Genomic DNA, 26,220 nt, shown 5'->3' with positions numbered 1-26,220 from the left:
CACATTAACGGGCGGTGACCGGGCGGGGAGTGGAACGCGCCGCGCGGCTCCGGAGCCGCTCGCAGATGACGGCCGGCGGCGCTCGGCCCGCGGCGGGCCCCGGACGCCGAGCACCCGGGATCGGTGGGTGTTCACTCGAAGAAACATTGGGCCGGCCGATTCCGTCCCCGCGCCGGTTCTGGGATGCTCGTGCCGTCAGGCCGTCCCCATCCGTCCAGCGCCCCGGACCGTGACCGGGAACTCCGGAAGACCCCCCTCCTTCTGCCCCACCCGCCCACGGGCCGTGCCACCGTGGACGGACGCGGGCGGGCCGGACGCCGTCGAGGGAGGCGCGGAATGCACACGGAACCGGGGCCGGCACCGATCACCCCGCATGACCACTGGGAACCCGCTCACCGCCACGCGCACGGGCACCGGCGCGCGGCCGTGGACTGCCGGCACGTCCACCGCGCCTGGGACCTGCACCCGGGGGACTGCCTGCACGGGCGCGTCATCGCCTCCGTCCGCGGGGTGGTGGGCCTCGCCTGCAGTCCCGTGGCGGTCTTCTCCTTCACGGGCGACGACCCCGAGCACCCGGCCCAGACGCGGATCGGCGCCGCCCACCCCGACGTGGAGCTCGGCTGCGACGACGTCTGGCGCGCCGCCCGGGCGTGGGTCCGCCGCCACGGGCTGCGCGAGGGCGAGCCCGTGGACCTGGACCGGCTGCGGGCCGAGGTCCTGGGAGGCGCCGCTCAGCCCTGAGCCGCGACCAGGGCGTGCACCCGGCGCACCCGCTCCAGCCACCACCGGCGCCGGTCGGCGGGCACCGCGTGGCGCTCCAGCAGCGCGGGGTCCGGGACCGCGTCCCGCAGCTCGAGCATCCCGCCCACCGGCCGCAGCGGATCCCGCAGGACGTCCGCCCGCATGAGGGACACGGTCCCGAGCCCGCACGCGTACGGCAGCTCGGGCAGGGCGGCGGCGAGCGCGAGACCCGCCCGGATGCCCACCGAGGAGTCCAGGGCGGAGCTGACCACCGCGGGCAGCCCGGCCTGCGCGACCACCTCCAGGGCCCGGCGCACCCCGCCGAGCGGGGCCGCCTTGACCACGAGCAGGTCGGCGGCGCCCGCCCGGGCCACCGCCAGGGGATCGCTCTCCTTGCGCACGGACTCGTCCGCGGCCACCAGCACCGGCACGCCCCGGTCGGCGAGGCCCGCCCGGACGGCCGCGAGACCCTCGATCGTGGGCACCGGCTGCTCCGCGTACGCGAGCCCGTGCCGCCCCAGCCGCTCCAGGGCCTCGAGCGCCGTGGGCACGTCCCAGCCGCCGTTCGCGTCCACCCGCAGCTCCGCCTCCGGCAGCAGGGCCCGCACCGCCGCGACCCGGGCGTCGTCGTCCTCCGGGCCCTGGCCCCGCTCGGCGACCTTGACCTTGACCGCGCGCACACCGCCGCCGAAGCCGGCGAGAACGTCCGGGACCCGGACCGCCGGCACGGCGGGCACGGTCGCGTTGACGGGCACGTGCGTGCGCCGGGGCGCCGGGAAGCCGTGCCACGCGGCGTCGGCGGCGGCGCGCAGCCACGCGCCGGACTCGGCGTCGCCGTACTCCGGGAACGGGCCGAACTCCCCCCACCCCGCGGGGCCGCGCAGGAGCACCGTCTCGCGCACGTCGATGCCGCGGAAGCGCACGCGCATCGGGAGGGCGACGACGTGCGCGTCCGCGAGCAGGTCGTCGAGCGGGGGCAGGTCCGCGGCGGAGAGCATGCCCCCAGCCTAGGGGTCGCTTCTCAGCCTGCTCCGATGCGTGCGTGGAAGAATGAGGGTTCCGCGGGTGCCAGCACGGCCGTGGCCGTGCCGGCACCCGCACGCCCCGCCCCACCGCCCAGGAGCTCGATGACCACCACCACCCGTCGCCCCGTCCCCACCGTCCTGCAGGTCCTGGGCCACCTGTTCGGTGCCGCCGCCGCGTGGGCGGGGGCGGCCCTGGTCGGGGTCGTGGCCCTGACCACGGCGACCGGGCAGTGGCTCGACGAGCTGGCCCTGCGCCAGGCGAACCACGCCTTCCCGGACCTGTCCGACCGTGTCGGCCAGCTGCTCGACGCGGTCCCGTGGGCGGTGGGCGCGGTCTCGGCCCTGTGCCTCGCGGTCCTGGCCGTGCGCTCCCGGCGCCTCGCCCCGGCCGTGGTCGGGGCGGCGGTGGTCCTGCTCTCCAACCTGACGGTCCAGCTGCTCAAGCGGGTGCTGCTGGAGAAGCCCGACCTCGGGATCCAGGAGGCCGCCGTCAACTCCTTCCCGTCCGGGCACACGGCCGCCGCGGCCGCCGCCGTGGCGGTGGTGCTGCTCGCGGCGCCCGCCCCGTCCCGGCCGTTCGTCGCGCTCCTCGGGGCGGGCGCCATGACCGCGACCGGGGTGGCCACGCTGCTGAACGGCTGGCACCGGCCCTCGGACGTGGTGGCGTCGCTGCTGGTCGTGGCGGGCTGGGCGGCCCTGGGCGGCCTGGTGCTGCGGCTGACCGGGCCCGTGGAGCGCCCGGCGCCGGGCGGGGGCCTGACCGCCCTCCTGGCCGTCCTCGGCGCGGGGGCGATCCTCACCGGTCTGCTGCCGCTCTGGGCGGCCCTGCGCGTCCCGGGCGGCGGCTGGGCCGCGGTCGCGGCGTGCGCGGCGATCCTGGGCGTCAGTCTGCTGGCGGCTGCGGCACTGACAGCGCTGCAAGCTCCTCGGTCGCGGCGTCCTCGGCCCTGATCCGCTCGAGCCGGTCCAGCAGGATCCGCGCCGCCCCCGCGTTGTAGGGCAGGCGGAACATCGAGGCGGTCACGGGGCGCATCCCGTCGGGCTGCGCCGCCGCGGCCTCGCTCGCGTCCACCCGGTCGATCGCCGTGCGCATGAGCCGGGCCTGCTGGAGCACGTAGCCGCGCTCCACGGGGTTGCCGTGGCCCGGGACGAAGACCTGGTACCGGTCGAGGGCGGCCAGGTTCTCGAGGGCCGAGGCCCAGCCCCGCGGATAGGAGTCGTCGAAGCTGGGGTCGGCGCCCTGCTCCACGAGGTCCCCGGTGAACACGACGTCGTCGACGCCCACGCAGAGGTCGTTGTCGGTGTGGCCCGGCCCGAAGGAGAAGAGCACGGCCGCGCGCTCCCCCAGGTCCACCCGGGTGAGCGCGGGGCGCCGGCCCGTGCCCGGCAGGTGCCGGTTGGGCACGACGAGACGGGTGTCCGGTCCCTCGGCGGCGGCCATCTCGGGCTCGTGGATGCCCACGAACGAGCGCTGGAAGTCCCCGTGCGCCTCGATCGCCGCCGCGCAGCCGCGGTGGGCCCAGAAGTCCTCGGCCCCGGCGCGCTGGAACACGGCGTTGCCCAGGAAGTGGTCGTAGTGGGCGTGGGTGTTCACGACCGTCAGCGGCAGGCCCGTGAGCGAGCGGACGGCGCCCAGGATCTCCCGGGCCTGGCGCGGGCCCGCTCCCGTGTCGATCACGAGGGCGCGCCGGGTCCCGAGCACGACACCGGAGTTGAGCCTCCAGTTGTCCGTGCTCACGGCGAAGACGCCGTCGCGGATTTCGTTGATGCGCGCCACTCGACCAGGGTACCGACCGCCGCTGGCTATCCTGGCACCCATGACCACTTCCGCCTCGGACCGTGCGGTCGGAGGCGCCGGCCGCTATGCTCCGTCGCCCTCCGGGGACCTCCACCTCGGCAACCTCCGCACGGCGCTGCTCGCGTGGGCCCTCGCGCGCTCGACGGGCCGGCGCTTCGTCCTGCGCGTCGAGGACATCGACCGGGTGCGGCCGGGGTCGGCCGAGCGGCAGCTGGCGGACCTCGCCCGGCTCGGCCTCGACTGGGACGGCCCGCCGCTGCTGCAGTCCTCGCGGGAGGCCGAGCACCGGGCCGTGGTGGAGCGGCTCACCGCGGCGGGGCGCACCTACGAGTGCTTCTGCACCCGCCGGGAGATCCAGGCGGCCGCGAGCGCGCCGCACGGGGCGCCGGGCGCCTATCCGGGCACGTGCCGGGACCTCGGCGACGCCGAGCGGGCACGGCGCCGGCGGGAGCGGCCCCCCGCGGTGCGGCTGCGCGCGGACGTGCGCTCCCGCACGGTCGTGGACCGCTGGGCCGGGGCGTACACCGGGCTCGTCGACGACTTCGTGCTGCTGCGCAACGACGGCCGCCCCGCCTACAACCTCGCGGTGGTCCTGGACGACGCCCACCAGGGCGTGGACCAGGTGGTCCGGGGCGACGACCTGCTGCCCTCCACCCCCCGGCAGGCGTACCTGGCCTCGGTGCTCGGGCTGGACGAGCCGGAGTGGGTGCACGTCCCGCTCGTGCTCAACGCGCACGGGCAGCGCCTCGCCAAGCGCGACGGCGCCGTGACCCTCGCCGAGCTCGCGGCGGCGGGCCACGGCGCCGAGGAGGTGCTGGCCCGGATGGCCGCGTCGCTGCGCCTCCCGGGTCCGGTCCGGACGGCCCGGGACGTCCTCGCCGTCCTCGACGAGGACGTCCTGCCCCGGGAGCCCTGGGTCGGGGACCCGGCCCGGTGGACCGCTCAGGAGCGCGCGGACGCGGAGGCCTCGGCCTCCTCCGGGGCGTGCGGGTCCTCGGGCTCGGCCAGGAAGCGCTCGTAGGCGGGGGTGGTCAGGAACGCCGGGTAGTCGTCGCCCAGGGCCACTTCCTCGAAGATGGAGCGGGCGTCGTCGAACCGGTCGCCCTCGGCCCGCTCGATCCGCGCGAACTCCTCCTCCATCAGCTCCTGGACCCAGTCCCGGGTGATCTCCTCGCCCTCGTCGGTGATGGCCCGGGTGTTCACCCACTGCCAGATCTGCGAGCGGGAGATCTCAGCGGTCGCGGCGTCCTCCATGAGGTTGTGGATGCCCACCGCGCCGTTGCCGCGCAGCCACGCCTCGATGTAGCGGATCCCCACCTCGATGTTGTTGCGGATCCCCTCCTCGGTGATCTTCCCCTCGGCGGAGGCGATGTCGATGAGCGCCTTGTCGTCGGGCACCACGTCCTCGCGCAGCCGGTCCAGCTGGTTGGGCTTCTCGCCGAGCACCTCGTCGAAGACCTCGCGGCACACCGGCACCAGGTCCGGGTGGGCCACCCAGGACCCGTCGAAGCCGTCGTTCGCCTCACGGGTCTTGTCCGCCCGCACCTTCTCGATCGCGGTGCGGTTGACCTCCTCGTCCCGGCGCGAGGGGATGAACGCGGCCATCCCGCCGATGGCCATCGCCCCGCGGCGGTGGCAGGCCCGCACGAGCTGCTCGGTGTAGGCCCGCATGAACGGCTGCGTCATGGTCACGGCGTTGCGGTCCGGGAGGATGAAGCGGGGTCCGCGGGTCCGGAAGTTCTTGATGATCGAGAAGATGTAGTCCCAGCGCCCGGCGTTGAGCCCCGCGGCGTGCTCGCCGAGCTCGTACAGGATCTCCTCCATCTCGAAGGCCGCGGTGATCGTCTCGATGAGAACGGTGGCGCGGATGGTGCCGCGGTCCGCCCCGAGCATGGACTCCGCACGGCTGAAGATGTCGTGCCACAGCCGCGCCTCCTGGTGGGACTCGGTCTTGGGCAGGTAGAAGTACGGGCCCAGCCCGAGCTTCTTGAGCCGGCGGGCGTTGTGGAAGAAGTACAGGCCGAAGTCCACGATGGCGCCCGCGATGGGCTCGTCCCGCACGGACAGGTGCTTCTCCTCGAAGTGCCAGCCGCGGGGCCGCACCACGACGGTCGGGTTGGACCGGGCGTCCTTGTTCTTCAGCGTGTACTTCTTGCCGTCCGGGTTGGTGAACTCGATGGTCCCCTCGAGCGCGTCGATGAGGTTGAGCTGGTTGGTGACCACGTTGGTCCAGTGCGGGGTGTTGGCGTCCTCCATGTCCGCGAGCCACACCTTCGCCCCGGAGTTGAGGGCGTTGATGGTCATCTTGCGCTCGGTGGGGCCGGTGATCTCCACGCGGCGGTCCTCGAGCCCGGGCGGGGGCGGCGGCACGCGCCAGGAGTCGTCCTCGCGGATCCGCCGCGTCTCCGGCAGGAAGGCGGGGTCGGTGCCGCGGGCGATCGCCTTGCGCCGCTCCTCGCGCGCGGCCAGCAGCTCGCGGCGGCGGGGCTCGAACTCGCGGTGCAGGGCCGCCAGGAAGCCGAGCGCGTCGGGGGTGAGCACACTGTTCTGCCGGGGGACGTGGTGACCGGTCAGGGTCACGCCGTTGATCGTCACGGGATTGCTGGTCATGGTCATCATGGCTGGTTCCTCGCCTGAAGAGTGTCCTGGGGAAGATCGGGTGGGGCGGCTCCGGTGCGGACCGGAGCGGGTCGTCGTCGGATGCGGTGCGGCCGGGGACCCTGTCGGGCCCCCGGCCGGTCGCCGCCGCTCAGCTCAGAACTGGGCGGTCTCGGTGGAGCCGGCCAGCGCCGTGGTGGAGGACTCCGGGTTGAGGACGGTGGAGACCAGGTCGAAGTAGCCGGTGCCGACCTCGCGCTGGTGCCGGGTGGCGGTGTAGCCGCGCTCCTCGGCCGCAAACTCCCGCTCCTGCAGCTCCACGTAGGCCGTCATCTGGTTGCGGGCGTAGCCGTGGGCCAGGTCGAACATCGAGTAGTTCAGGGCGTGGAAGCCGGCCAGGGTGATGAACTGGAACTTGAAGCCCATCGCGCCCAGCTCCCGCTGGAACTTCGCGATCGTGGCGTCGTCCAGGTGCTTCTTCCAGTTGAAGGACGGCGAGCAGTTGTAGGCGAGCATCTGGTCGGGGTGCTCCGCGTGGATGCCCTCGGCGAACTTCTTGGCGAGCTCGAGGTCCGGGGTGCCGGTCTCCATCCACAGCAGGTCGGCGTACGGGGCGTACGCGTTGCCGCGGGCGATGCAGGCCTCGAGGCCGTTGCGGACCTTGTAGTAGCCCTCCGCGGTGCGCTCCCCGGTGACGAACGGCTTGTCGCGGTCGTCGACGTCCGAGGTGATCAGGGTGGCCGCCTCCGCGTCGGTGCGGGCGATGATCAGCGAGGGGACGTCGGCGACGTCGGCCGCGAGCCGGGCCGCGCTGAGGGTGCGGACGTGCTGCTGGGTGGGGATGAGCACCTTGCCGCCCAGGTGGCCGCACTTCTTCTCGGAGGCCAGCTGGTCCTCCCAGTGCACCCCGGCCGCGCCGGCGGCGATCATGGACTTCATGAGCTCGTAGGCGTTGAGCGGGCCGCCGAAGCCGGCCTCGGCGTCGGCCACGATCGGGACCAGCCAGTCCTCGACGGTCCTCGTGCCCTCGGAGTGCTCGATCTGGTCGGCGCGCATCAGCGCGTTGTTGATCCGCCGCACGACCGCCGGGACGGAGTTCGCGGGGTAGATCGACTGGTCGGGGTAGGTCTGGCCCGCGAGGTTCGCGTCGCCGGCGACCTGCCAGCCGGAGAGGTAGATGGCCTTGAGGCCGGCCTTCACCTGCTGGACCGCCTGGTTGCCGGTCAGGGCGCCGAGGGAGTTGACGAAGTCCTCGGTGTGCAGCTTCTCCCACAGCTGCTCGGCGCCGCGGCGGGCCAGGGTCATCTCCTCCTGCACCGTGCCGCGCAGGCGGACGACCTCCTCCGCCGTGTACTCGCGGGTGATCTGCGCCCAGCGGGGATCGGCGTCCCACTCCTGGCGGATCTCGTCGGCGGTCTTGGGGGCGTTGGGGTAGGACATGTCGGCTCCTCGTTGAGTGGTCCGTGGACGGGTGCTCGTCGGCTTGTGGGTCACCGGGAAGTTCGCTCTCCCGTGGTGACACATCCCACTTTGCCCCAGTTCGGACCGGGTGAACCCCACATTTCCTCGTGAACTTTCGTCGTTTTTCACATAGGGTGAAGAAATGACGACCAGCGCCTGGGGCTACGAGGAACCGACGTCGGCCGAGCAGTCCGGCACCACCGACCTGATCGGTCTCGGCCGGCGCATCCGGGCGCTGCGCAAGGACCGGGGGCTGACGCTCGCGGAGCTCGCGGACCGGGCCGGCACCGCCACGTCGCAGCTGTCCGTGATCGAGAACGGGCGGCGCGAGCCCCGGCTGAGCCTGCTGCAGCGCCTCGCCGAGGTCCTGGGCACGAGCGTGGACGCCCTGCTCGGGGCCGAGCCCGGGAACCGTCGCGAGGCGCTCGAGATCCAGCTCGAGCGCGCCCAGCGCTCCCCGTTCTACGAGCAGCTGGGGCTGCCGACCGTCCGCGTCAGCTCCGCCCTGTCCACCGAGGTGCTCGAGGCCCTCGTGGGCCTGCAGGAGCGGCTGGCGGAGGCCCTCGAGAAGAACTCGGCCACCCCGGAGGAGGCCCGCCGGGCCAACGTGCAGCTGCGCCGGCTCATGCGGGAGCAGGACAACTACTTCCCCGACCTGGAGCAGGCCGCCAAGGAGCTGCTGACGCTGGGCGGCTACTCATCGGGCCCCGTGTCCAACTCCGTGATCTCCGAGATGGTGGGCCGGCTCGGCTACAGCATCCACCACGTGACCGACCTGCCGCACTCGACGCGCTCGGTGACCGACCTGCTCAACCGGCGGATCTACCTCGTGCAGAGCCCGCGGGCGGACCACGACCCCCGCGCGGTGCTGCTCCAGGCCGTGGGCCACCAGGTGCTGGGCCACGAGCCCCCGAAGGACTACGCCGAGTTCCTCGCCCAGCGGGTGCAGAGCAACTACTTCGCGGCCGCGGTGATGCTGCCGGAGGACAAGACCGTCCCGTTCCTGCTCGAGGCCAAGCGGAACCGGGACCTGTTCCTGGAGGACCTCAAGGACCGCTTCGCCGTCTCGCACGAGACCGCGGGGCACCGCTTCACGAACCTGGCGACCCGCCACCTGGGCATCCGCACCCACTTCCACAAGGTGCACTCGTCCGGGGTGATCCACAAGGCCTACGAGAACAACGGCCTGGCGTTCCCCACGGACCACACCGGCGCGATCGAGGGCCAGATCTCGTGCCGCAAGTGGTCCGGGCGCACCGTGTTCGACCAGCCCAACCAGTTCACGGCGTTCGCCCAGTACACGGACACCCCCTCCGGCACGTACTGGTGCTCCACGCGCACGGAGCTCTCGGGCCAGGGCGCGTTCTCGATCGGCGTGGGCGTCGCCTTCACCGACGCCCGCTGGTTCCGCGGCCGCGACACCCCGCACCGCACCGTGTCGACGTGCCCCGACCCCTCGTGCTGCCGGCGTCCGCCCGAGGAGCTCAGCCGCGTGTGGGCGGGCCACGCCTGGCCCAACACCCGGGCGCACTCGCACGTGCTGGCCGCCCTCCCGGAGGGGGCCTTCCCGGGCGTCGACGAGCGCGAGGTCTACGAGTTCCTGCAGGCGCACGACGACGCCTGAGCGGGCCGCCCGCCGTGCCGGCGCCCCGGTGCCTATACCCGTAGTGGCTGGCCACTGCCTCGGAGCGGGCGTAAAGTCCTGTGGGACCTTTGTTCCACCCACCCCCCTGGACGCTGCGCTCCACCGGGCCGGCTCCGGGCGGAAAGGACACCATGACCCAAGAGATATCCCAGACGATCGCGATCGTCATCTATTTCGCCGCCATGATCGGCATCGGCCTCTACGCCAACAGCAGGACGAAGAACCTCGACGACTACATGCTCGGCGGGCGCAACCTCAAGCCGGGTGTCGCCGCGCTCAGCGCCGGCGCCTCCGACATGTCCGGCTGGCTGCTCCTGGGCCTGCCGGGCGCGGTCTTCCTCTCCGGCCTGGTCGAGGCGTGGATCGCGATCGGCCTGATCATCGGCGCGTGGGTCAACTGGAAGTTCATCGCGCCCCGGCTGCGCTCCTACACCGAGGTCTCGCACAACTCGATCACGATCCCGTCCTTCCTGGACAACCGGCTCAAGAGCGGGTCCCGGCTGCTGCGCATCGTCTCGGGTCTGATCATCCTGGTGTTCTTCACGTTCTACGTCTCCTCCGGCATGGTCGCCGGCGGGCTGTTCTTCCAGTCCTCCTTCGGCTCGACCTACCACGCCGGCCTGCTCCTGGTGGTGGGCGTGACCATCGCCTACACGCTCTTCGGCGGCTTCCTGGGCGCGACCTACACCGACGTGGCGCAGGGCATCCTGATGTTCATCGCCCTGATCATGGTCCCGGTCGTCGGCATCATCAACGTCGGCGGCTTCGGGCAGATGGCGGAGAACATCACCTCGGTGGACCCGGACGCCCTCTCGCTGGTGCGCGGCGCCACCGTGATCGGCGTCGTCTCGGCCCTGGCGTGGGGTCTCGGCTACTTCGGCCAGCCGCACATCATCGTGCGCTTCATGGCCATGCGCTCCCCCTCCGACGCCAAGACCGGCCGCCGGATCGGGCTGAGCTGGATGGTGCTGAGCGTCATCGGCGCGGTCGCCACCGCCCTGGTCGGGCTGGCCTACTACGGCAACCGCCCCGACGAGAGCCCGACCGACCCCGAGTCCGTGTTCCTGGACCTCGCGCAGGTCTTCTTCCACCCCGTCGTCGCGGGCTTCGTCCTGGCGGCCGTGCTCGCGGCGATCATGTCCACGGTCTCCTCCCAGCTCATCGTCTCCTCCTCCGCCCTGGTGGAGGACCTGTACAAGCTGACCGTCAAGGAGTCCCCGTCCGAGCGCAAGCAGGTGTGGATGGGCCGCGCGGGCGTGGCGGCCGTCGCCGTCGTGGCGACGTTCCTGGCCTGGGAGCAGAACAACACGATCCTCGGCCTCGTGGCCTTCGCGTGGGCCGGCTTCGGCGCCTCGTTCGGCCCGGTGGTGATCCTCTCCCTGTTCTGGCGCAAGCTCACGAACCTGGGCGCGATCACCGGCATGGTCCTGGGCGCGGTCACCGTGTTCGTGTGGACCGTGACCCCGTGGGCCGACCTCTACGAGATCATCCCCGGCTTCGTCGTGGGCCTCGTCTCCGCCGTGCTGGTCTCGAAGGCCACCTACCGGCGCGACGAGGAGGTCGAGCGCGAGTTCGACGACGCCGTGCGCCTCACCCACGCGGCGCAGGACGAGATGGCCAGCCGCTGACCTCTCGCAGCCCGCGCGCCGGGGCCCGTTCCGCACGCCGGAACGGGCCCCGGTGCCGTTCGCGGGCCGGTCTCCCGCCCCGGGCCCGCGGCGGCTCGCGGCTCAGTACCCGATCGAGGCCAGCGTGGCCCGGATCGCCTCGGCGGAGCGGTGCAGCATGGCCAGCTCCTGCTCGTCCATGGGCACGACCAGCCGCTCCACGACGCCCCGCCGGGCGACGACCGACGGCACGGACAGCGCGACCCCGCTGATCCCCCGGTAGTCGTCGAGGACCGTGGACACCGGCAGCACGGCGTGCTCGTCCCGCAGCACGGCCTCGGCCACGCGCGCCCCGGCCAGACCGATCGCGTAGTTGGTGGCGCCCTTGCCCTGGATCACCGTGTACGCCGCGTTGATGGTCCGGTGCGTGATTTCGTCCAGCCGGTCGTCGGTGAACGGCCTGCGCCCCTCGACCGTCCACTCGCGCAGCGGGATCTGCCCGATGTTCGCGTTCGACCACAGGGGGAACTCGGTGTCCCCGTGCTCGCCGACGATCGTGGCGTGCACGCTCGTGGTGGACACCCCGCCCTCCTCGGCCAGCAGCCACCGCAGCCGGGAGGTGTCCAGCACGGTCCCGGAGGACATCACCTGCTCCGGGGGCAGCCCGGTGAGCTTCTGCGCGATTACCGTGAGCACGTCGCACGGATTGGTCACCAGGACGTACACGGCCTCGGGCGCCTGCTCCACCAGGCGCGGCATCAGCCCCTCGAGGATCGCCGCGTTGGCGCCCGCCAGCTCCATCCGGGTCTGGCCGGGCCGCTGCTTGGCCCCGGCGGTCACGAAGACCACGTCCGAGCCGGCCAGCACGGCGACGTCGTCGGAGCCGGTCACCCGGGAGCTGGGGGTGAACATGGCCCCGTGGGCCAGGTCCAGGCCCTCGGCGCGGACCCGGTCCCCGGCGAGGTCGTAGAGGGCCACCTCCTGGGCGACCCCCTTGATGAGGGCCGCGTAGGCCAGGGACGAGCCGACGGACCCGGCGCCGACCACGCCGATCTTGGTCCTCGCGGGGGTGGTGGGCACGGTCTCGGGCACGGGGGCTCCTGACGGTCTCGGCGGTCCGCGGCGGCGGACGGTGTCCTCCCATCCTGGGCCAGCGGCGCCGGTCGCGGAAGGGGGACGCGGGTGCCGCGCCCCGGCGTCCCTCAGCCGGCGCGGGAGGCGGAGGCCGCCGCGGCCAGGAAGTCGCGCATGATGGGGCCGCCGGTGACCGAGCCCAGGTCCCCGTCCTCCACGAAGACCGCCACGGCGAGGTCCTCGTGCTCGGCGATCACCCAGGAGTGGGTCCGGGGCGGGTCCTCGTCGCCGAACTCGGCCGTGCCGGTCTTGCCGATCGCGGTGTCCGGCTCGAGCTCCTGGAGCACGCCCAGGTGCCCGGAGGAGACGACGGCCCGCATCATGGTGCGCAGCTGCTCCGCCTCCTCGGCGGTCAGGGGCTCCTGCGGGCCGGGTCCGGCGGCGGCCGTGCCGGTGGCGCCGGGGGCGCCGTCCTGGGGCAGGCCCTCCGTGCTGACCAGCCGGGGGGTGACGAGCTGCCCGGCGGCCACCGAGGCGGTGAGCCGGGCCATGCTCAGCGGGGACACGAGCGTGCGGCCCTGCCCGAACATCGCCGCGGCGTGCTGGGCGGGCGGTTCGTCCTGCGGGATCTCGCCCCAGAACGCGGGCACGGCCGCCTCGGCAGGCACGCCGATCCCGAGCGCGGCCGCGGCCTCGGCGAGGTCCGCCTGGCCGATCCGGTCGTGCTGGTCCACGAAGGTGGTGTTGCAGGAGTGGGCGAGGGCCTCGGTGAGGGTGATCGAGCCGGTGAACTCGGCCGGATAGGACTCGACGTTGTCGATCCGCACGCCCGCCGCGGTCGTGGACGGCGGGCACGGCACCTCCGTGCCGGGGGTGTCGCCCTCCCGGAGCATCCCCAGGGCCGTGACGACCTTGAAGGTGGAGCCGGGGGCGTACCGGCCCAGCAGCGCGGTGGAGTAGCCCTCGGAGCCCGGCCCGTTGGCCGAGGCGACGAGCTCGCCCGTGGAGGGCCGGACCGCCACGACCGCGGACGGGGACTCGATCCCGGCCAGCAGCTCCTCCGCGGTGGCCTGGAGCCCGCGGTCCAGGGTCACCGTGACCGGCTCCCCGGCCTGCGGCGGCACCTCGAACAGCGGCTCGCCGGCGGCCGGCCGCACGCCGTCGGCCCCGGACCCGGACTCCTCCGCGGGCCTCCCCCCGGTCTCCGTCACGATCTCCTCCACGACGACGCCGGGCCTGCCGCGCAGCCGCTCGTCGAAGCGCTCCTGGACTCCCCCGCGGCCGATCGCCGTCCCGGGGGCGAGCTCCCCGCCGGAGTCCGCCACGTCCTCGGCCGTCGCCTCGCCCACGCCGCCCAGGAGGTCGGCGGCGAAGCCGCGGGACGGGGCCAGCGGCATCTCGTCCTCGACCGCGAGCAGCCCCGGGACGGCCTCCAGCCGCCGGGCGTCCAGCTCCCGGAAGTCCTCCTCGCGCAGCGGCAGGGCCTCGACGAAGGCCTCGGGCCCGGCCTGCTCGACGGCCTCGGCGTAGGCGTCGGCGTCGAGGTCCACGACCTCGGCGAGCCGGCGCGCGGCCTCGCCGGGGTCCGCCCCCGCCAGCCGCGACCGGTCGATGCCGACCCGCCGGACGGGCCGCTCCGTCACCAGCGTCTCGCCGCCCGCCCCGAGGATGTCCCCGCGGTCCGCGTCCACCGTCCGGGCGCGCAGGGCCTCCCCCTCCTCCAGTCCCGGCCGCACCACGGCCGGGGACCACTCGGGGACCCACTCGCCGGACCCGCTGCGGACCAGCGGGAGGACGGAGTCGTAGGCCCAGTCCTGCTCCGCTCCCGGGAGGTCCCAGGACCAGGAGAGGGTGGCCTCGCGCCGCCCCTCCTCGCCCGTGTCCTCGACCGCGGCGACCTCGACGGCCGGGGCGGCCTCGCCGAGCCGGGCGACCGCCTGCTCGTACTGCTCCTGGGCGGAGGCGCCCTCGACGTCGCCGAAGGACAGCTCCGCGACGCTGCCCGCGCTCAGGGCCGCGGCGACCTGCTCGGCGGCCTCCCGGCCGTCGTCGGGGCCGAGCACCGAGCAGCCGGTCGCGAGGAGGACGGCGGAGAGGACGGCCGGGACCGCCGCGCCCGGCCGCCGGCGGAGGGGCCGGAACGCCGGGGGCTGCGGGGCGGGGCGTGGAGTCTGCACGCCCTCAATGTAGTCCGGCCCACCCGGGCGGCACAGGCCGGAAGGGTGCCGGGCACGGAAGAACCGGTGGGCGCCGTGTCTGCACGGTACCCACCGGTCCGTCGGACGCGGCGGGAGGGGGTGCGCTCCCGCGCGAGGCGGGGCCGGGTACCGGCCCCTCACCACCGGATCAGCAGTGGTACGTGTCGGTCGGCGCCTCGAAGTGGACGTCGTAGCCCTCGGGGATGCTCAGGCCGAAGGCGCCGGCCAGGCCCAGGATCTTCTTCGCGCGGGCGAGCCGGGGCAGGTCCGAGCCGTTGCGGATCTCCCCGCCGTCGGCGTCGAACTCCTGGAGGAACTCCGTGGCCCAGGACAGCTCGGACAGGGACGGGCTCAGGCCCTCGTTGACCGTGGCGGTCTGCTCGGGCATCAGGCACAGCTTGCCCGTCATGCCGAACTCCAGGGTCACGGACGTGGCCTCGGCCAGCTTGGGCCCGAGCGCCCCGACGGCGGGCCCGTCGATGGGCCCGGGCAGGTTGGCGGCCCGGGAGGCGATGGTGAACTGCGAGCGCGTGTAGGCCAGCGTCATGGGGTTCTCGCCGAATCCCGTGTCGCGCCGGAAGTCGCCCAGGCCGAAGCCGAGGCGGTACGTGGAGCGGGCGCCGGCGATGGCCTGCAGGTGCTGGACGCCGCGGGCCGTCTCGACGAGTGCGACGATCTTCGTGTCCTTGAGCAGCTCCGCGGTGCGGGTGACGTGCTCCGGGGACTCGACCATGGCCAGCATGACGCCGTCGAGGCCGCGGACCCCGGCGAGGGCCCGGAGGTCCTCCTCCCACCACTGGGTGCCGAAGCCGTTGACCCGCACCCACGCGTGGTGCTGCTCGCCGTTCTCGTCCCGGGCGTCCAGCCAGCTGATGACGTTGCGGCGGGCCCGCTCCTTGTCCTTGGGCGCCACGGAGTCCTCGATGTCCAGGACCACGACGTCGGCCGCGCTCGCCCGGGCCACCGCGAACCGCTCGGCCTGGGCGCCGTTGACGAGCAGCCAGGAGCGGGCGAGCTCCGGGCCGACCGCGGGGACGGCGGCCTGGGGAACCAGCGGCAGGGACGAGGTGGTCGGGGTCGTCGACGAGGTCTCGATCGAGGTGGCAGTCATGAGGGCGTACCCGTTCTCCGTGAGGTGCAGCGTGCTGCGGTGCAAGAGCGTGCCGGGGCATTCGTGCTGGGAGGGCTGGTGCTGCCCGGCGGAACCGTGACCGGTGCCGGGCCCGCGGGAACGATCGCGTCGCGGGGGTCCGGCCGGTGCGTGCCCCGGACCGGGGATCGCGAGGTGGGCGAGCCGGTCCGTGCGCGCTGGATCAACGCGCTCGGCAGGTGCGGTGACTCCACCGTAACGCAGATCACACGCGGACGCCACCCGCCGTGCGCGGGCCCGGGCTCAGGAGCGGCGCGCCGTGCGGGCGGTCGCGGGGGCGGCCCACGGGTCCTCGGGCCACGGGTGCTTCGGGTAGCGGCCGCGCATCTCGGCGCGCACCTGGGCGTAGGGGCCGGACCAGAACGAGGCGAGGTCGTCGGTCACGGCCAGGGGCCGGCCCGCGGGGTCGTCGGCGGCCGGGTAGTCGATCCGGACCCGGCTGCCGCTGGCCACGGCCAGCCGCTCGGGCGCGAGCTCGTCGAGGCGGGCGGCCTCCGGCCACGGGAGCAGCCGGCGCAGGGGCGCGGCGAGGTCCGCCCGGCCGCCGCCGGCGAGGCCGTCGAGCTCGGGGGCGAGCCACTCGTCGAGGCGGTCGAGCAGGGCGGCGTCGGCCACGTCCGGCCACGGCGGCCCGAGCCGGTGGTGGAGCAGCGCGAGCCGGCGCCGGAGCCGGTCGGCGCCGTCCGACCAGCCGAGCAGGCCGAGGCCCTGCTCGGCCAGGGCCTCGCGCACTGCCGCCCGCGCCGCGGCCGGGGCGGGCCGCACGGGGGTCGAGGACAGCTCGATGGCCCCGAGCGCGCGGACCCGGCGGGCGCTCGCCCGCCCGCCCTCGAACCGGGTGCGCACCTCGTCGGTGAGCAGGTGCTCGGCGCAGCGCTCGGCGAGGGGACGGTCGAGGGCCGCCGCGGCCCGCACCACCGCCCCGGTCCCGGCGGCGGCCTGTCCGGCCGCCCGGGTGACGTCGGCGACGGCCAGCCACTCCTGGCCGGCGAGGCGGCTGCCCGGGGCCAGCCCCGCGCGGGTCCCGGAGGCGAGCAGGTACGTGTCCCCCACCTTCCGGGCGACCCGCTCCGGCAGCGCCAGCGCCACCACGGCGCCGGTCACGAGCTCGGCCGGGACCTCTCCGGCCCCCGCCGGCGCCGCGGAGGGCGCCGCGTCCGTGGCCGTGCGCTCCAGCCGGCGGGCCTCCTCCGCCCAGCGGCGGGCGTCCGGGGCCCGTCCGGAGCGCAGCTCGGCCAGCAGCCGGGAGAGGTCCCCGCCGGGCGGGCGGTGGTCGTCCGAGACCATCGCGACGACCTCGGCCGCCGGCCGGGCGCCCACGGCGCGGGCGCCGTCGAGCAGGCCGCGGGCCAGGCGCGGGTCCACGGGCACGGCCGCGAGCAGCCGGCCGGTCGCGGTGGCCCGGCCGTCGTCGTCGAGGGCGCCGAGCCCCCGCAGCACCGCGAGGGCGTCGGCCAGGGCCGGTGCGGGCAGCGGGTCCGGCAGGGACAGGCCCCGTCCGCCGGGGGCGCCCCAGCAGGCCAGCAGCAGGGCGGCGCCGGTGAGGTCGGCGGCCGCGAGCTCGGGGGTCAGGTGGCGGGGCATCGCGGCCCAGGTGCGCTCGTCGTAGCAGCGCACGACCTCCCCGGGCCCGAGCCGGGCGGCGCGGCCCGCCCGCTGCTCCGCGGAGGCCCGGGAGGCCGCGACCGTGACCAGTCCCGTCATCCCGCGGCCGGCGTCCCGCCGCGGCTCCCGGGACAGCCCGGAGTCGACCACCAGGCGCACGCCCGGGACCGTCAGGGAGGACTCGGCGAGGGACGTGGAGACGACCAGGCGGGGCGGGTCGCCCGGGCTGCGCCCCGACGTCGCCCGGTCCTGCTCGGCGGCGCCCACCCGGCCGTGCAGCTCGAGCACCTCGGTCCCGCGGCAGGCCTCCCGCAGCCGCCGGGCCACCTGGGCGACCTCCCACGCCCCGGGGACGAACACGAGCGCGTCCGTGGCGCCGTCCCGGGCCAGGGCCTGCGCGTGGGCGTCGGCCGCCGTCCGGGCGACGTGGTCGAGGAACGGGCGGGTCACCCCGCGCTCGTCGGTGCGCCGGCCGGGGGCCGGGGCCCACCGGACCGTGAGCGGGTGCAGGGCGGCCGGGCAGTCGACCACCGGGGCCGGGGCGCCCTCGCCCAGCAGGCCGGCGAAGCGCGCGGCGTCGAGGGTCGCGGACATCGCGACGAGCACGAGGTCCTCGCGCAGCTGCCGGACCTCGGCCAGGAGGCCGACGAGCAGGTCGGACTCGAGACCGCGCTCGTGCACCTCGTCCAGGACCACGGCGTCCGTGCCGGGCAGCCCCGGATCCTGCAGCAGCCGGCGCAGGAGCACGCCGGGGGTGACGAACTCGACGAGCGTGCCGGGGCCGGTGCGCCGGTCGCCGCGCACCGTGTGGCCGACGAGCCCGCCCACCCGGGTGCCCGCCAGGTGCGCCAGCCGGCGCGCCGCCGAGCGCGCGGCGACCCGGCGGGGCTGGGTGACGACCACCCGGCCGGGCGCGGCCCCGGCGGCGCGCTCGTGCAGCAGGTCGGCGACCAGCGGGGGCACCAGGGTGGTCTTGCCGGTGCCGGGCGGGGCCTGCACCACGGCGGCACCGTGGGCGAGCGCCGCGCGCAGCTCGCCGAGCACCCCGGCGACCGGCAGGCCGGCGCCGATCCGGGCGAGGTCGAAGGGGACGGAGCTCATCCCCCCAGTTTCGCACCCCGGCCGGGCCCGCCGGCCCGGCGGCCGCCCGGGCCGGCGGGCCCGGCGCGGGCCGGCTGGTCAGTCCCCGGTGTGCGCCAGGAAACCGCGCAGCACCTCGGCGAACTTCTCCGGCGCCTGCGAGTGCACCCAGTGGCCGGCCTCGCGGATCGTCACCCGGTGCGCCCGGGGGAACAGGCCGCGCATGACCGGGGCGTGCTCGTCCCGGACGTAGTCCGAGCGCCCGCCGGCGATCCACAGCACGGGCCCCTCGTAGACGGCGTCCCCGGTGTCCGGGAAGCCGCCGATGGCGTCCAGGCTCGTCCGCAGCAGCTCGAGGTTGGGCTCCCAGGAGAAGCCGTCCTCGCCGCTGCGCAGGTTCTGCAGCAGGAAGCTGCGGGTGGTGTCCCACGGGATGGACTCTTTGAGGGCCTCGTCCGCGTCCGAGCGGCGCTCGAGGGCGCTCAGGTCCACGGCCGCGAGGCTGTCCAGCAGGTGCGCGAACTCGCCCTCGCCGCCCCCGGTCCGCGTGGGCGAGATGTCCACCACGACGAGCCGGGAGACGAGCTCCGGGTGCCGCAGCGCCAGCACCATGGCCACCTTGCCGCCGAGGGAGTGCCCGACGACGGCGACCGGGCCCGCCGCGGCGAAGTCGTCGCGCAGGGTCTCGGCCACGGAGTCCGCCATCTGCGCGTAGTCCACCCGGTCCGTCCACGCGGACCGGCCGTGGTTGGGCAGGTCCACCAGCAGGCTCCGGAAGTCCGGCCGGAGGTCCTTGGCGATCCGGGTGAAGTTCTTGCCCCGGCCGAACAGGCCGTGCAGGAAGACGACGGGCTCGCCGTCGTCCCCGACGGGGGTGGTGTGCAGAGTGCTCGTCCGGGTCTCAGCCATCCTCCGAGCTTAGCCAGGTCCCGGCGCCCGCGTCCCGCCCGTCGGCGGCGCTCACTCCGGCGCCCACCTCCGGGCGGGCGCCGCACGTAGACTCGGGGACGTGACTGACTCCACCCCCACCACCGGCAGCGACCTCCCCGAGCAGGTCTCGGAGCTCTTCGACCCCGCGCAGTGGCGGACGGTCGAGGGCTTCCGGGACCTGCAGGACCTCACCTACCACCGCGGCGTGGAGCGGGCCCCGGACGGCACGGTCGTCCGGGACCTCCCGTGGGTGCGGATCGCCTTCGACCGCCCCGAGGTGCGCAACGCCTTCCGCCCGGGCACGGTCGACGAGCTCTACCGCGCGCTCGACCACGCGCGGATGTCCTCCGACGTGGGCGCCGTGGTCCTCACCGGCAACGGGCCCTCCCCCCGGGACGGCGGCTGGGCCTTCTGCTCCGGCGGGGACCAGCGCATCCGCGGCCGGGACGGCTACCGCTACGCCGGGGGCGAGACCGCCGAGAGCATCGACCCGGCCCGCGCCGGGCGGCTGCACATCCTCGAGGTGCAGCGCCTGATCCGCACCATGCCCAAGGTGGTCATCGCCGCGGTCCCCGGCTGGGCCGCGGGCGGCGGGCACTCCCTGCACGTGGTCTGCGACCTCACGATCGCCTCCCGGGAGCACGGGCGGTTCAAGCAGACGGACGCGACCGTCGGCTCCTTCGACGCCGGCTACGGCTCCGCGCTGCTCGCCCGGCAGGTGGGGCAGAAGGCGGCCCGCGAGATCTTCTTCCTGGCCCGGGAGTACGACGCGCAGCGGATGCACGAGCTGGGCGCGGTCAACGAGGTCGTCCCGCACGCGGAGCTGGAGAACGCGGCGATCGACGCCGCCCGGGACGTGGCCGCCCAGTCCCCGCAGGCGATCCGGATGCTGAAGTTCGCGTTCAACCTCCCCGACGACGGGATGGTCGGCCAGCAGGTCTTCGCGGGCGAGGCGACCCGCCTGGCGTACATGACCGACGAGGCCGTCGAGGGCCGTGACGCGTTCCTGGGCAAGCGCGACCCGGACTGGTCCGGCTTCCCCTACTACTTCTAGGGCGCCCGCCGCCGGGCCACGACCCGTCCCCGGGTCACGGTCCGGCCGGCGGCGCGAGGAGGAGGCCGCGATGGCCGAGCTGATCGTCCCCGGCGACGCCGTGGTCCTCGACGGGCCCGTGCCCGGGGATCCCCTGCGGCTGCTGTCCCCGCTGACCCGGGCGCTGGCGCGCGAGGGCCCCGCCGTCGTCGTGCGCACCTCCGGGTCCACCGGCCGGGCCAAGCGCACGGTCCTCACCCGTGACGCGCTCGCGGCGTCCTCGATGGCCACCGCGGTGCGCACCGGCGGGGTGGGCCAGTGGCTGCTCGCCCTGCCCGTCCACTACGTGGCGGGCGTGCAGGTGCTCGTGCGCTCCCTCTACGCCGGGACGGACCCCGTGGTCCTCGACCCGGCGGCCCGCTTCACCCCCGAGGCCTTCGCCGCGGCGGCCGAGGAGCTGGACGACCCCGTGCGCTTCACCTCGCTCGTGCCCACCCAGCTGCAGCGGATCCTGGACCCGGCGTCCGGGGTGCGCAACGGGGACGCGGTCTCGGCGCTGAAGAGCTTCTCCGCGGTCCTGCTCGGCGGCTCGGCCGCTCCCCCGCGCCTGCTCGCGGCCGCCCGGGACGCCGACGTCCGGGTGGTCGCCACCTACGGGATGTCCGAGACGTGCGGGGGCTGCGTCTACGACGGCGTGCCCCTGGACGGCGTCTCCGTGCACGTCGGGACGGCGGGGGACGACGACGCCCCGGGCACAGGGTCCGTCCCCGGGCCCGGGCCGAGCCGGATCTGGCTCGGCGGGGACGTCGTGGCCGCCGGCTACGCCGGGGACCCCGAGCAGACCGCACGGCACTTCCGGGAGGCCGCCGGCACGCGCTGGTACCGCACGGACGACCTCGGCGAGCTCTCCCCCGACGGCGTGCTCACGGTGCACGGGCGGGTCGACGACGTCGTGAACACGGGCGGGGTCAAGGTCGCCGCGGGACTCGTGACCGCCGTGCTGGCCGAGCACCCCGCGGTGCGCCAGGCCATGGTCCTGGGCGTGCCCGACGCCGAGTGGGGGCAGGCGGTGGGGGCGGCGGTCGTCGCCGCTCCCGGCGCCGACCGGCGGCGGCTGCGTGCCGAGCTCGAGGAGGCGGTGCGCGCCCGGCACGGCGCCGCCGCGGTGCCCCGGCGCTGGGCCTGGCCGGAGGAGCTGCCCCTGCTGCCCACTGGCAAGCCGGACCGCGCGGCCGTGGCCGGGCTGCTCGGCTGAGCACCCGCTCCGGTCCGGATCCGGACCGGGGGCCGTGGCGGGGGCCGTGGCACAATGGTCCGCGGCCCCGGACCCCCGCCGCGGCCCGCATCCCGCATCCCGCATCCCGTGCGGGTCGTTCTCGACGGAGGTACCCCGTGGCCACGCCCGCACAGTGGATCGAGGGAGCCCGGCTCCGGACGCTGCCGATGGCCCTCGCCCCCGTGGTGGCCGGCTCCGCCGCGGCCCAGGCCCTGTTCTCCTTCGAGCCCGTCCGCGCGCTGCTCGCCCTGCTGGTGGCCCTCTTCCTGCAGATCGGCGTGAACTACGCCAACGACTACTCCGACGGCATCCGCGGCACCGACGACGTCCGCGTGGGCCCCCTGCGCCTGACCGGCTCCGGGGCCGCCGCGCCGGGGCAGGTGAAGGCCGCGGCGCTGCTGTGCTTCGGCCTCGCCGCGCTCGCCGGCGCGGTCCTGGTGGTGCTGAGCCGCCAGTGGTGGTTCATCCCCGTGGGCCTCTCGGCCGTGCTCGCCGCGTGGGGCTACACCGGGGGGCGGAGCCCGTACGGCTACCGCGGGCTCGGGGACCTGTTCGTGTTCGTCTACTTCGGGCTCGTGGCCGTGCTCGGCACCACGCTCACCCAGGCCGGCACCCTCAACCTCGAGGCGTTCGTCGCGGCCCTGTCCACCGGCCTGATCGCCACCGCCCTGCTGATGGCCAACAACATCCGGGACCTGCCCGGGGACCGGGAGGTCGGCAAGCGGACGCTGGCCGTGCGGCTGGGCGACCCGCTGGCACGGGTGGTGTTCACCGCGGAGATCGCCGTGGCGCTCGCGCTGGTGCTGTTCCTGGTGCCCTACAACCCGTGGATGCTCCTCGTGCTGCTGCTCGTGCCGGTGGCCTGGGCACCCGTGGCCACGGTGCTGCGGGTGCAGGACCGGCGCCGGCTCATCCCCGTGCTCCGGCAGTGCGGGGTGCTCAACGTGGGCTGGGCCGTGCTCTTCCTGCTGGCGGTGCTGCTGCGCCAGTGGTGAGGCCCCACCGGGGCTCCGCGGCCGGTGCTCAGACCTCGCGGCCGTCCTCGCGCAGCCGCCGGTCCACGTAGGCGTCCTCGACCTCCTGGTCCTCGAGCGCCACCCGGTTGCGGGGCCTCGGCGCCCGGGCGAACCACCGGTGGAACTCCTCCCCCGCGGCGGCGTGCAGGCGCGGGAAGAAGAGGTAGGAGACCGCGAACGAGATCGCCACCGCGGCGACCCCGGACAGGACCAGGCCCACGCCCAGCCACATGCTGACCAGGAAGACCAGCACGAGCAGCGCGAACCGCAGCAGGGAGTACTTCAGGAAGTTCACGCACCCAGTCTACCGGGGCCGCGCTGAAGAACTCCCGGGAACTCCCGGGGCGCTGAGCTGGCGTCCAGGCAACTCCCCTACGATTGTCGGCATGGGCAGAGCCATCCTCATCATCGGCGCCGCCGCACTGGCGGTGGGCGTCATCGTCTACTCCCTCATCGAGTGCGCCCGGACCGACAGCAGCGACATGCGCGGTCTCCGCAAGGGCGGCTGGATCGCGGTGATCCTCCTCCTCCCGCTCGTCGGCGCCCTCCTGTGGCTGTTCCTCGGGCGCCCCAAGGGCACCGCGGAGTCGTCGCGCCCCGTGCGCGGCAAGGGCCCCGACGACGACCCCCAGTTCCTGCGCAACCTCGAGGAGCGCCGACGGCAGCAGGAGAAGGCCGAGAAGCTCCGGCAGTGGGAGGAGGAGCTGCGGCGCAACGGCGGGCCGGGCGCGGACGGGGACACCGGCCCGGACGACGGTCCCGGCGGGCGCCCCGACGAGGGGCCCTCGGACGGCTCGTCCGCCGGCCGCTCCGACGGACCCACCGACGGCTCCCCCGGCAACCGGCCTCCGCACGGCTGATCCACCCGGCAGTACCAACCGGCGGTACCACCCGGCAGGGCCGCCCCGCAGTGGACCCGCCCCGACCACAACCCCTCCGACCACGACGAACGGCCCGCACCTTTCGGTGCGGGCCGTTCGTCCGTCGTCGCCCGGCGGGGCGGCCGGGATCAGACCCCGGAGTAGGAGTGCAGGCCGGGGAAGACCGTGTTGACCACGGTGAAGTTGAAGATGACGCAGAGGTAGCCGACGATCGAGAGCCAGGCCGAGCGGTTGCCGGTCCAGCCCCGCGTGGCGCGGGCGTGCATGTAGGCGGCGTAGACCACCCAGATCACGAAGGTCCAGACCTCCTTCGTGTCCCAGCCCCAGTAGCGTCCCCACGCCTGCTCGGCCCAGATCGCGCCGGCGGCGAGGGTGAAGGTCCAGAACGCGAACCCGACCGCGTTGAGCCGGAAGGACAGGTTCTCCAGCGCCTGGGAGGACGGGACCAGGCCGAGGAAGCCCGCGCCGGGCCCCTCGCCGGCCAGGATGGCCCGTTCCCGCCGCGCCTGCAGCAGTTGCAGGACGGCCATCGCGAACGTGATGGTGAAGATCCCGGAGGCGGCCACGGCGATGGACACGTGGATCACCAGCCACCAGGACTGCAGCGCGGGCTGCAGCGGCCCCACCGGGGTGGGGAAGCCGATGGTGGCCGCGCAGAGCATGATCACCACGAGCCCGGACACGAGGGAGCCCACGAAGCGCAGGTCCCGGGCCAGCAGGGACAGCAGGTACACGCCCGCGACGACCAGGGCGCCCGTGGTGCAGAACTCGTACATGTTGCCCCACGGCACCCGTCCGGCCGCGAACGCCCGGCTGAGCACGGCGGCGGTGTGCACCGCGAAGCCCAGGACCATGACGGCCACGGCCACGCGGGCGGCGGGGCGGCGCTCGCCGGTGTAGCGCATCTCCTCGTCCGCCACGTGCCCGGCCAGGGCCGAGCGGGCGCCCGTGCGGTAGCCGCGCCCGCGGTGGCCCGCGCCGTGGCCGGCCCGGGCGTCGGCGGGCTCCGAAGCCGCCTGCGAGGCCGCGGCGGAGGCGCCCGCCGCGGCGCCCACGAGCTCGTGCTCCCCGGCCCCGCGCAGGGCCCGGGAGTGGGACGCCACGTCCCACGCGAAGGCCACGAAGGCCACCAGATAGGTCAGGGCGGCCAGGAGCATGAACAGCTGGCTCCAGGCGCCCAGGGTCTCGTTGACGACGGTCATGCCGCCCATCCTCTCACTCGTGGCCGGACCGGGCGTCGGGCCCGGCCTCCGGCCGGCTGCCGGCCCGCACCGGGCGGCCGGCCGCCGTGGTCGTCGCCGTGGTCGTTGCCGTGGTCGTCGCCGGGGCCGATCCCGTGCTCGTTCCCGTGCTCGTGGTCGTGCTCGTCGTGCTCACCGCCGTGGCGGTCGCCGTGCCGTCCGTGTCCCGCACGCCGGCGTCCTGCCACTGCTCGGTCCACAGCCGGTCCAGCCGCTCGGCCTCGGCGCTCAGCCGGGGGTCCTCGCCGCGGGCCAGCAGCCCGTACTCCAGCACCGTGCAGGCCCGGCCGTCCCCGTCGACGCCCTCGGCCGCACGCACCCAGACGCGGCGGCGGGCGATGAACAGGGACATGAGCAGGCCGGCGAACGCGGCGACGAAGGAGACGAACGCGCCCGTCTTGCCGGGGTCGTAGTGGATGTCCAGGCCCACGTAGCGCTTGACGTCCAGGAACTCCACCGTGCCCTTGCCGTCGGGCAGCTCGTGCACGGGGTTCGCGGCGTCGAGCGTGATCGCGCCGTTCTCGCTGGTCATGGCGTTGAGCTCGGTGAGCGGCTCGACGTCGAGCACGTACACGTTCTGGGGCTCGCCGCTGTCCAGGCCGAGGTCGCCGTGGTAGGCGGAGAGGATCAGCCGGGGGTTGGCGAGGCCCGGGTCCACCGAGCGGGGCATCTCGCCGTCCCCGCCCACGGCGGTGGGCAGCAGCAGCCCCACGAAGCCGAGCTGGTCGGGGCTGGCGTCCGGGACCTTGAGCACGAGCGAGGACGTGTACACCCCGTCGGAGGGGACGGTCACCACGGGCCCCTCGAAGGCGACGTCCCCGTTGCCGTCGGTCACCCGGATCACCGGGGCGTAGCCGTTGCCCACGAGATAGCTCTTCACGCCGTCCACGTTCAGCGGCTGGTTCACCTTGAGCACCTCCTGCCGCGGCTCGGCGCCGGGCTCGTCCTGCACCGTGACCTCCGCGGTGAAGTCCAGGGGCGCCCCGTAGTTGCGCGGGTCGGTGGTGTCCCGGTTGAACACGGCCTCGAAGCTGTCGAGCCGCACCGAGAAGGGCTCGAGCCAGTCGGCGTCGTAGTTGGTGCCGGGGGTGAAGGAGTCGTAGCCGATGAGGGTGTTGACGAAGGACTCGCCCTCCACGACCACCCGCTGGCCCTTGTAGCCGAAGAGGGAGCCGACGGCCACGGACACCAGCACGCCCAGCAGGGCCAGGTGGAAGACGACGTTGCCGACCTCCTTCCACATCCCGCGCTCGGCGGCCACCGACGGGGCGGCGGACCCGGTGTCCCGCACCGCCACCCGGTAGCCCCGCCTCCTCAGCAGCCGGGCGGCGTCGGCGACGACGTCGTCCGGGGCCGGCGGCTCGGCGCCGTCGCGCCCGCCGAGGGCGAGGGAGCGGTGCTCGGGCAGCCGCTCGAGCCGCCGCGGGGTGCGCGGGGGCTCGGCCCGCCACGCCCGCCAGTGCTTGGCCGCGCGCGGTAGGACGCACCCCACGAGGGAGACGAACAGCAGGATGTAGATCGCGGAGAACCACGCCGAGGAGAAGACGTCGAACAGCTGCACCCGGTCCAGCCACTCCCCGAGCACGGGGTTGTTGTCGAGGTAGTCCTGGACCGCCGCCGGGTCCTGGATCCGCTGCGGGAAGATGGATCCCGGCACCGCGGCGACCGCCAGGAGCAGCAGCAGGAACAGGGCCGTGTTCATCTTGGTCAGCTGCGTCCAGGCCCACCGGGCCATGCCGAGGGGCCCGAGGGCCGGGAGCTCGACGTCCGGGCTCCGCGCCCCGGACGGATCCGGGGTCGAGGGGCCCGACGACGACGACGGGGGCGCTGTGGTGCTCATGCCGGCCTTTCTGCGGTCGGG

21 protein-coding genes are annotated in these 26,220 nt (G+C 74.8%); 9 read left to right on the top strand and 12 right to left on the bottom strand.

What is annotated here, in order from left to right; genetic code table 11:
• Positions 1-336: 336 nt before the first annotated feature.
• Entirely contained in the window at positions 337-741 is a 405-nt protein-coding gene (locus ACPYN7_RS00730) for a hypothetical protein (RefSeq protein ID WP_368824813.1), read from the top strand.
• On the opposite strand, the gene ACPYN7_RS00725 is transcribed toward ACPYN7_RS00730, so the two are convergent.
• Positions 732-1,739, bottom strand: a complete 1,008-nt coding sequence (locus ACPYN7_RS00725; protein WP_424346400.1) for an o-succinylbenzoate synthase — start codon at positions 1,737-1,739, stop codon at positions 732-734. The two genes, ACPYN7_RS00730 and ACPYN7_RS00725, sit on opposite strands and share 10 nt — an antisense overlap.
• A 129-nt stretch (positions 1,740-1,868) precedes the next feature.
• On the opposite strand from ACPYN7_RS00725, the gene ACPYN7_RS00720 reads away from it, so the two are divergent.
• A complete protein-coding gene (locus ACPYN7_RS00720) occupies positions 1,869-2,717 on the top strand; it encodes a phosphatase PAP2 family protein (protein WP_424346399.1) in 849 nt (282 codons plus the stop codon).
• On the opposite strand, the gene ACPYN7_RS00715 is transcribed toward ACPYN7_RS00720, so the two are convergent.
• Positions 2,650-3,543, bottom strand: a complete 894-nt coding sequence (locus ACPYN7_RS00715) for an MBL fold metallo-hydrolase (RefSeq protein WP_424346398.1) — start codon at positions 3,541-3,543, stop codon at positions 2,650-2,652. The genes ACPYN7_RS00720 and ACPYN7_RS00715 overlap by 68 nt on opposite strands.
• Before the next feature lie 40 nt (positions 3,544-3,583).
• Between ACPYN7_RS00715 and gluQRS the strand changes: the two genes are divergently transcribed.
• Entirely contained in the window at positions 3,584-4,585 is a 1,002-nt protein-coding gene (gene gluQRS / locus ACPYN7_RS00710; RefSeq protein ID WP_424346397.1) for a tRNA glutamyl-Q(34) synthetase GluQRS, read from the top strand.
• Here the strand turns inward: gluQRS and aceB are convergent.
• Both aceB and aceA read right to left on the bottom strand, forming a co-directional pair.
• A complete protein-coding gene (gene aceB / locus ACPYN7_RS00705; protein WP_424346458.1) occupies positions 4,507-6,180 on the bottom strand; it encodes a malate synthase A in 1,674 nt (557 codons plus the stop codon). The two genes, gluQRS and aceB, sit on opposite strands and share 79 nt — an antisense overlap.
• A 138-nt stretch (positions 6,181-6,318) precedes the next feature.
• Positions 6,319-7,602 carry an isocitrate lyase gene (gene aceA, locus ACPYN7_RS00700; RefSeq protein WP_058872445.1) on the bottom strand — a complete coding sequence of 428 codons (1,284 nt, stop codon included), beginning with the start codon at positions 7,600-7,602 and terminating at the stop codon, positions 6,319-6,321.
• A 163-nt stretch (positions 7,603-7,765) separates the two neighbouring features.
• Here aceA and ACPYN7_RS00695 point away from each other — a divergent pair, with 163 nt between their 5' ends.
• Together ACPYN7_RS00695 and putP are read left to right on the top strand one after the other, a co-directional pair.
• Entirely contained in the window at positions 7,766-9,247 is a 1,482-nt protein-coding gene (locus ACPYN7_RS00695; RefSeq protein WP_058872444.1) for a helix-turn-helix domain-containing protein, read from the top strand.
• Positions 9,248-9,399: 152 nt separating this feature from the next.
• Positions 9,400-10,896 (top strand): sodium/proline symporter PutP, encoded by a 1,497-nt coding sequence (gene putP, locus ACPYN7_RS00690; RefSeq protein ID WP_424346396.1) that lies wholly within the window; start codon positions 9,400-9,402, stop codon positions 10,894-10,896.
• Positions 10,897-10,998: 102 nt separating this feature from the next.
• On the opposite strand, the gene ACPYN7_RS00685 is transcribed toward putP, so the two are convergent.
• From ACPYN7_RS00685 to ACPYN7_RS00665, 5 genes are all read right to left on the bottom strand, one after another.
• Positions 10,999-11,967, bottom strand: a complete 969-nt coding sequence (locus tag ACPYN7_RS00685; protein ID WP_058872442.1) for an L-lactate dehydrogenase — start codon at positions 11,965-11,967, stop codon at positions 10,999-11,001.
• A 110-nt stretch (positions 11,968-12,077) separates the two neighbouring features.
• Positions 12,078-14,126 carry a penicillin-binding transpeptidase domain-containing protein gene (locus tag ACPYN7_RS00680; RefSeq protein ID WP_424346395.1) on the bottom strand — a complete coding sequence of 683 codons (2,049 nt, stop codon included), beginning with the start codon at positions 14,124-14,126 and terminating at the stop codon, positions 12,078-12,080.
• 169 nt (positions 14,127-14,295) lie between these two features.
• Entirely contained in the window at positions 14,296-15,258 is a 963-nt protein-coding gene (locus ACPYN7_RS00675) for an HpcH/HpaI aldolase/citrate lyase family protein (protein WP_424346394.1), read from the bottom strand.
• 282 nt (positions 15,259-15,540) lie between these two features.
• The gene (locus ACPYN7_RS00670) at positions 15,541-18,003 is read right to left on the bottom strand and encodes an ATP-dependent RNA helicase (protein ID WP_424346393.1); all 2,463 of its coding nucleotides are present in this window, start codon (positions 18,001-18,003) and stop codon (positions 15,541-15,543) included.
• Positions 18,004-18,081: 78 nt separating this feature from the next.
• Entirely contained in the window at positions 18,082-18,891 is an 810-nt protein-coding gene (locus tag ACPYN7_RS00665) for an alpha/beta fold hydrolase (protein WP_424346392.1), read from the bottom strand.
• Positions 18,892-18,991: 100 nt separating this feature from the next.
• Between ACPYN7_RS00665 and ACPYN7_RS00660 the strand changes: the two genes are divergently transcribed.
• The 3 genes from ACPYN7_RS00660 (at position 18,992) to ACPYN7_RS00650 (ending at position 22,216) form a co-directional block, all read left to right on the top strand.
• A complete protein-coding gene (locus ACPYN7_RS00660) occupies positions 18,992-19,966 on the top strand; it encodes a 1,4-dihydroxy-2-naphthoyl-CoA synthase (protein WP_058872438.1) in 975 nt (324 codons plus the stop codon).
• A 70-nt stretch (positions 19,967-20,036) separates the two neighbouring features.
• The gene (locus tag ACPYN7_RS00655; RefSeq protein ID WP_424346391.1) at positions 20,037-21,200 is read left to right on the top strand and encodes an AMP-binding protein; all 1,164 of its coding nucleotides are present in this window, start codon (positions 20,037-20,039) and stop codon (positions 21,198-21,200) included.
• Positions 21,201-21,337: 137 nt separating this feature from the next.
• Positions 21,338-22,216, top strand: a complete 879-nt coding sequence (locus tag ACPYN7_RS00650; RefSeq protein WP_424346390.1) for a 1,4-dihydroxy-2-naphthoate polyprenyltransferase — start codon at positions 21,338-21,340, stop codon at positions 22,214-22,216.
• 28 nt (positions 22,217-22,244) lie between these two features.
• On the opposite strand, the gene ACPYN7_RS00645 is transcribed toward ACPYN7_RS00650, so the two are convergent.
• Complete coding sequence (locus ACPYN7_RS00645; protein ID WP_058872435.1) at positions 22,245-22,532, bottom strand: DUF4229 domain-containing protein; 288 nt, start codon at positions 22,530-22,532, stop codon at positions 22,245-22,247.
• 91 nt (positions 22,533-22,623) lie between these two features.
• On the opposite strand from ACPYN7_RS00645, the gene ACPYN7_RS00640 reads away from it, so the two are divergent.
• A complete protein-coding gene (locus ACPYN7_RS00640) occupies positions 22,624-23,097 on the top strand; it encodes a PLDc N-terminal domain-containing protein (RefSeq protein ID WP_424346389.1) in 474 nt (157 codons plus the stop codon).
• 149 nt (positions 23,098-23,246) lie between these two features.
• Here the strand turns inward: ACPYN7_RS00640 and ccsB are convergent, their stop codons facing one another.
• Positions 23,247-24,320 (bottom strand): c-type cytochrome biogenesis protein CcsB, encoded by a 1,074-nt coding sequence (ccsB, locus tag ACPYN7_RS00635; RefSeq protein WP_424346388.1) that lies wholly within the window; start codon positions 24,318-24,320, stop codon positions 23,247-23,249.
• A gap of 13 nt (positions 24,321-24,333) precedes the next feature.
• A complete protein-coding gene (gene resB / locus ACPYN7_RS00630) occupies positions 24,334-26,199 on the bottom strand; it encodes a cytochrome c biogenesis protein ResB (RefSeq protein WP_424346387.1) in 1,866 nt (621 codons plus the stop codon).
• Positions 26,200-26,220: the final 21 nt, after the last annotated feature.

The organism is Kocuria sp. CH-021 (assembly GCF_049716185.1).
GTDB classification, from domain to species: Bacteria; Actinomycetota; Actinomycetes; order Actinomycetales; family Micrococcaceae; genus Kocuria; species Kocuria cellulosilytica.
The sequence above is the reverse complement of the archived record's forward strand: the minus strand, read 5'-3'. Positions and strand labels throughout refer to the sequence as shown.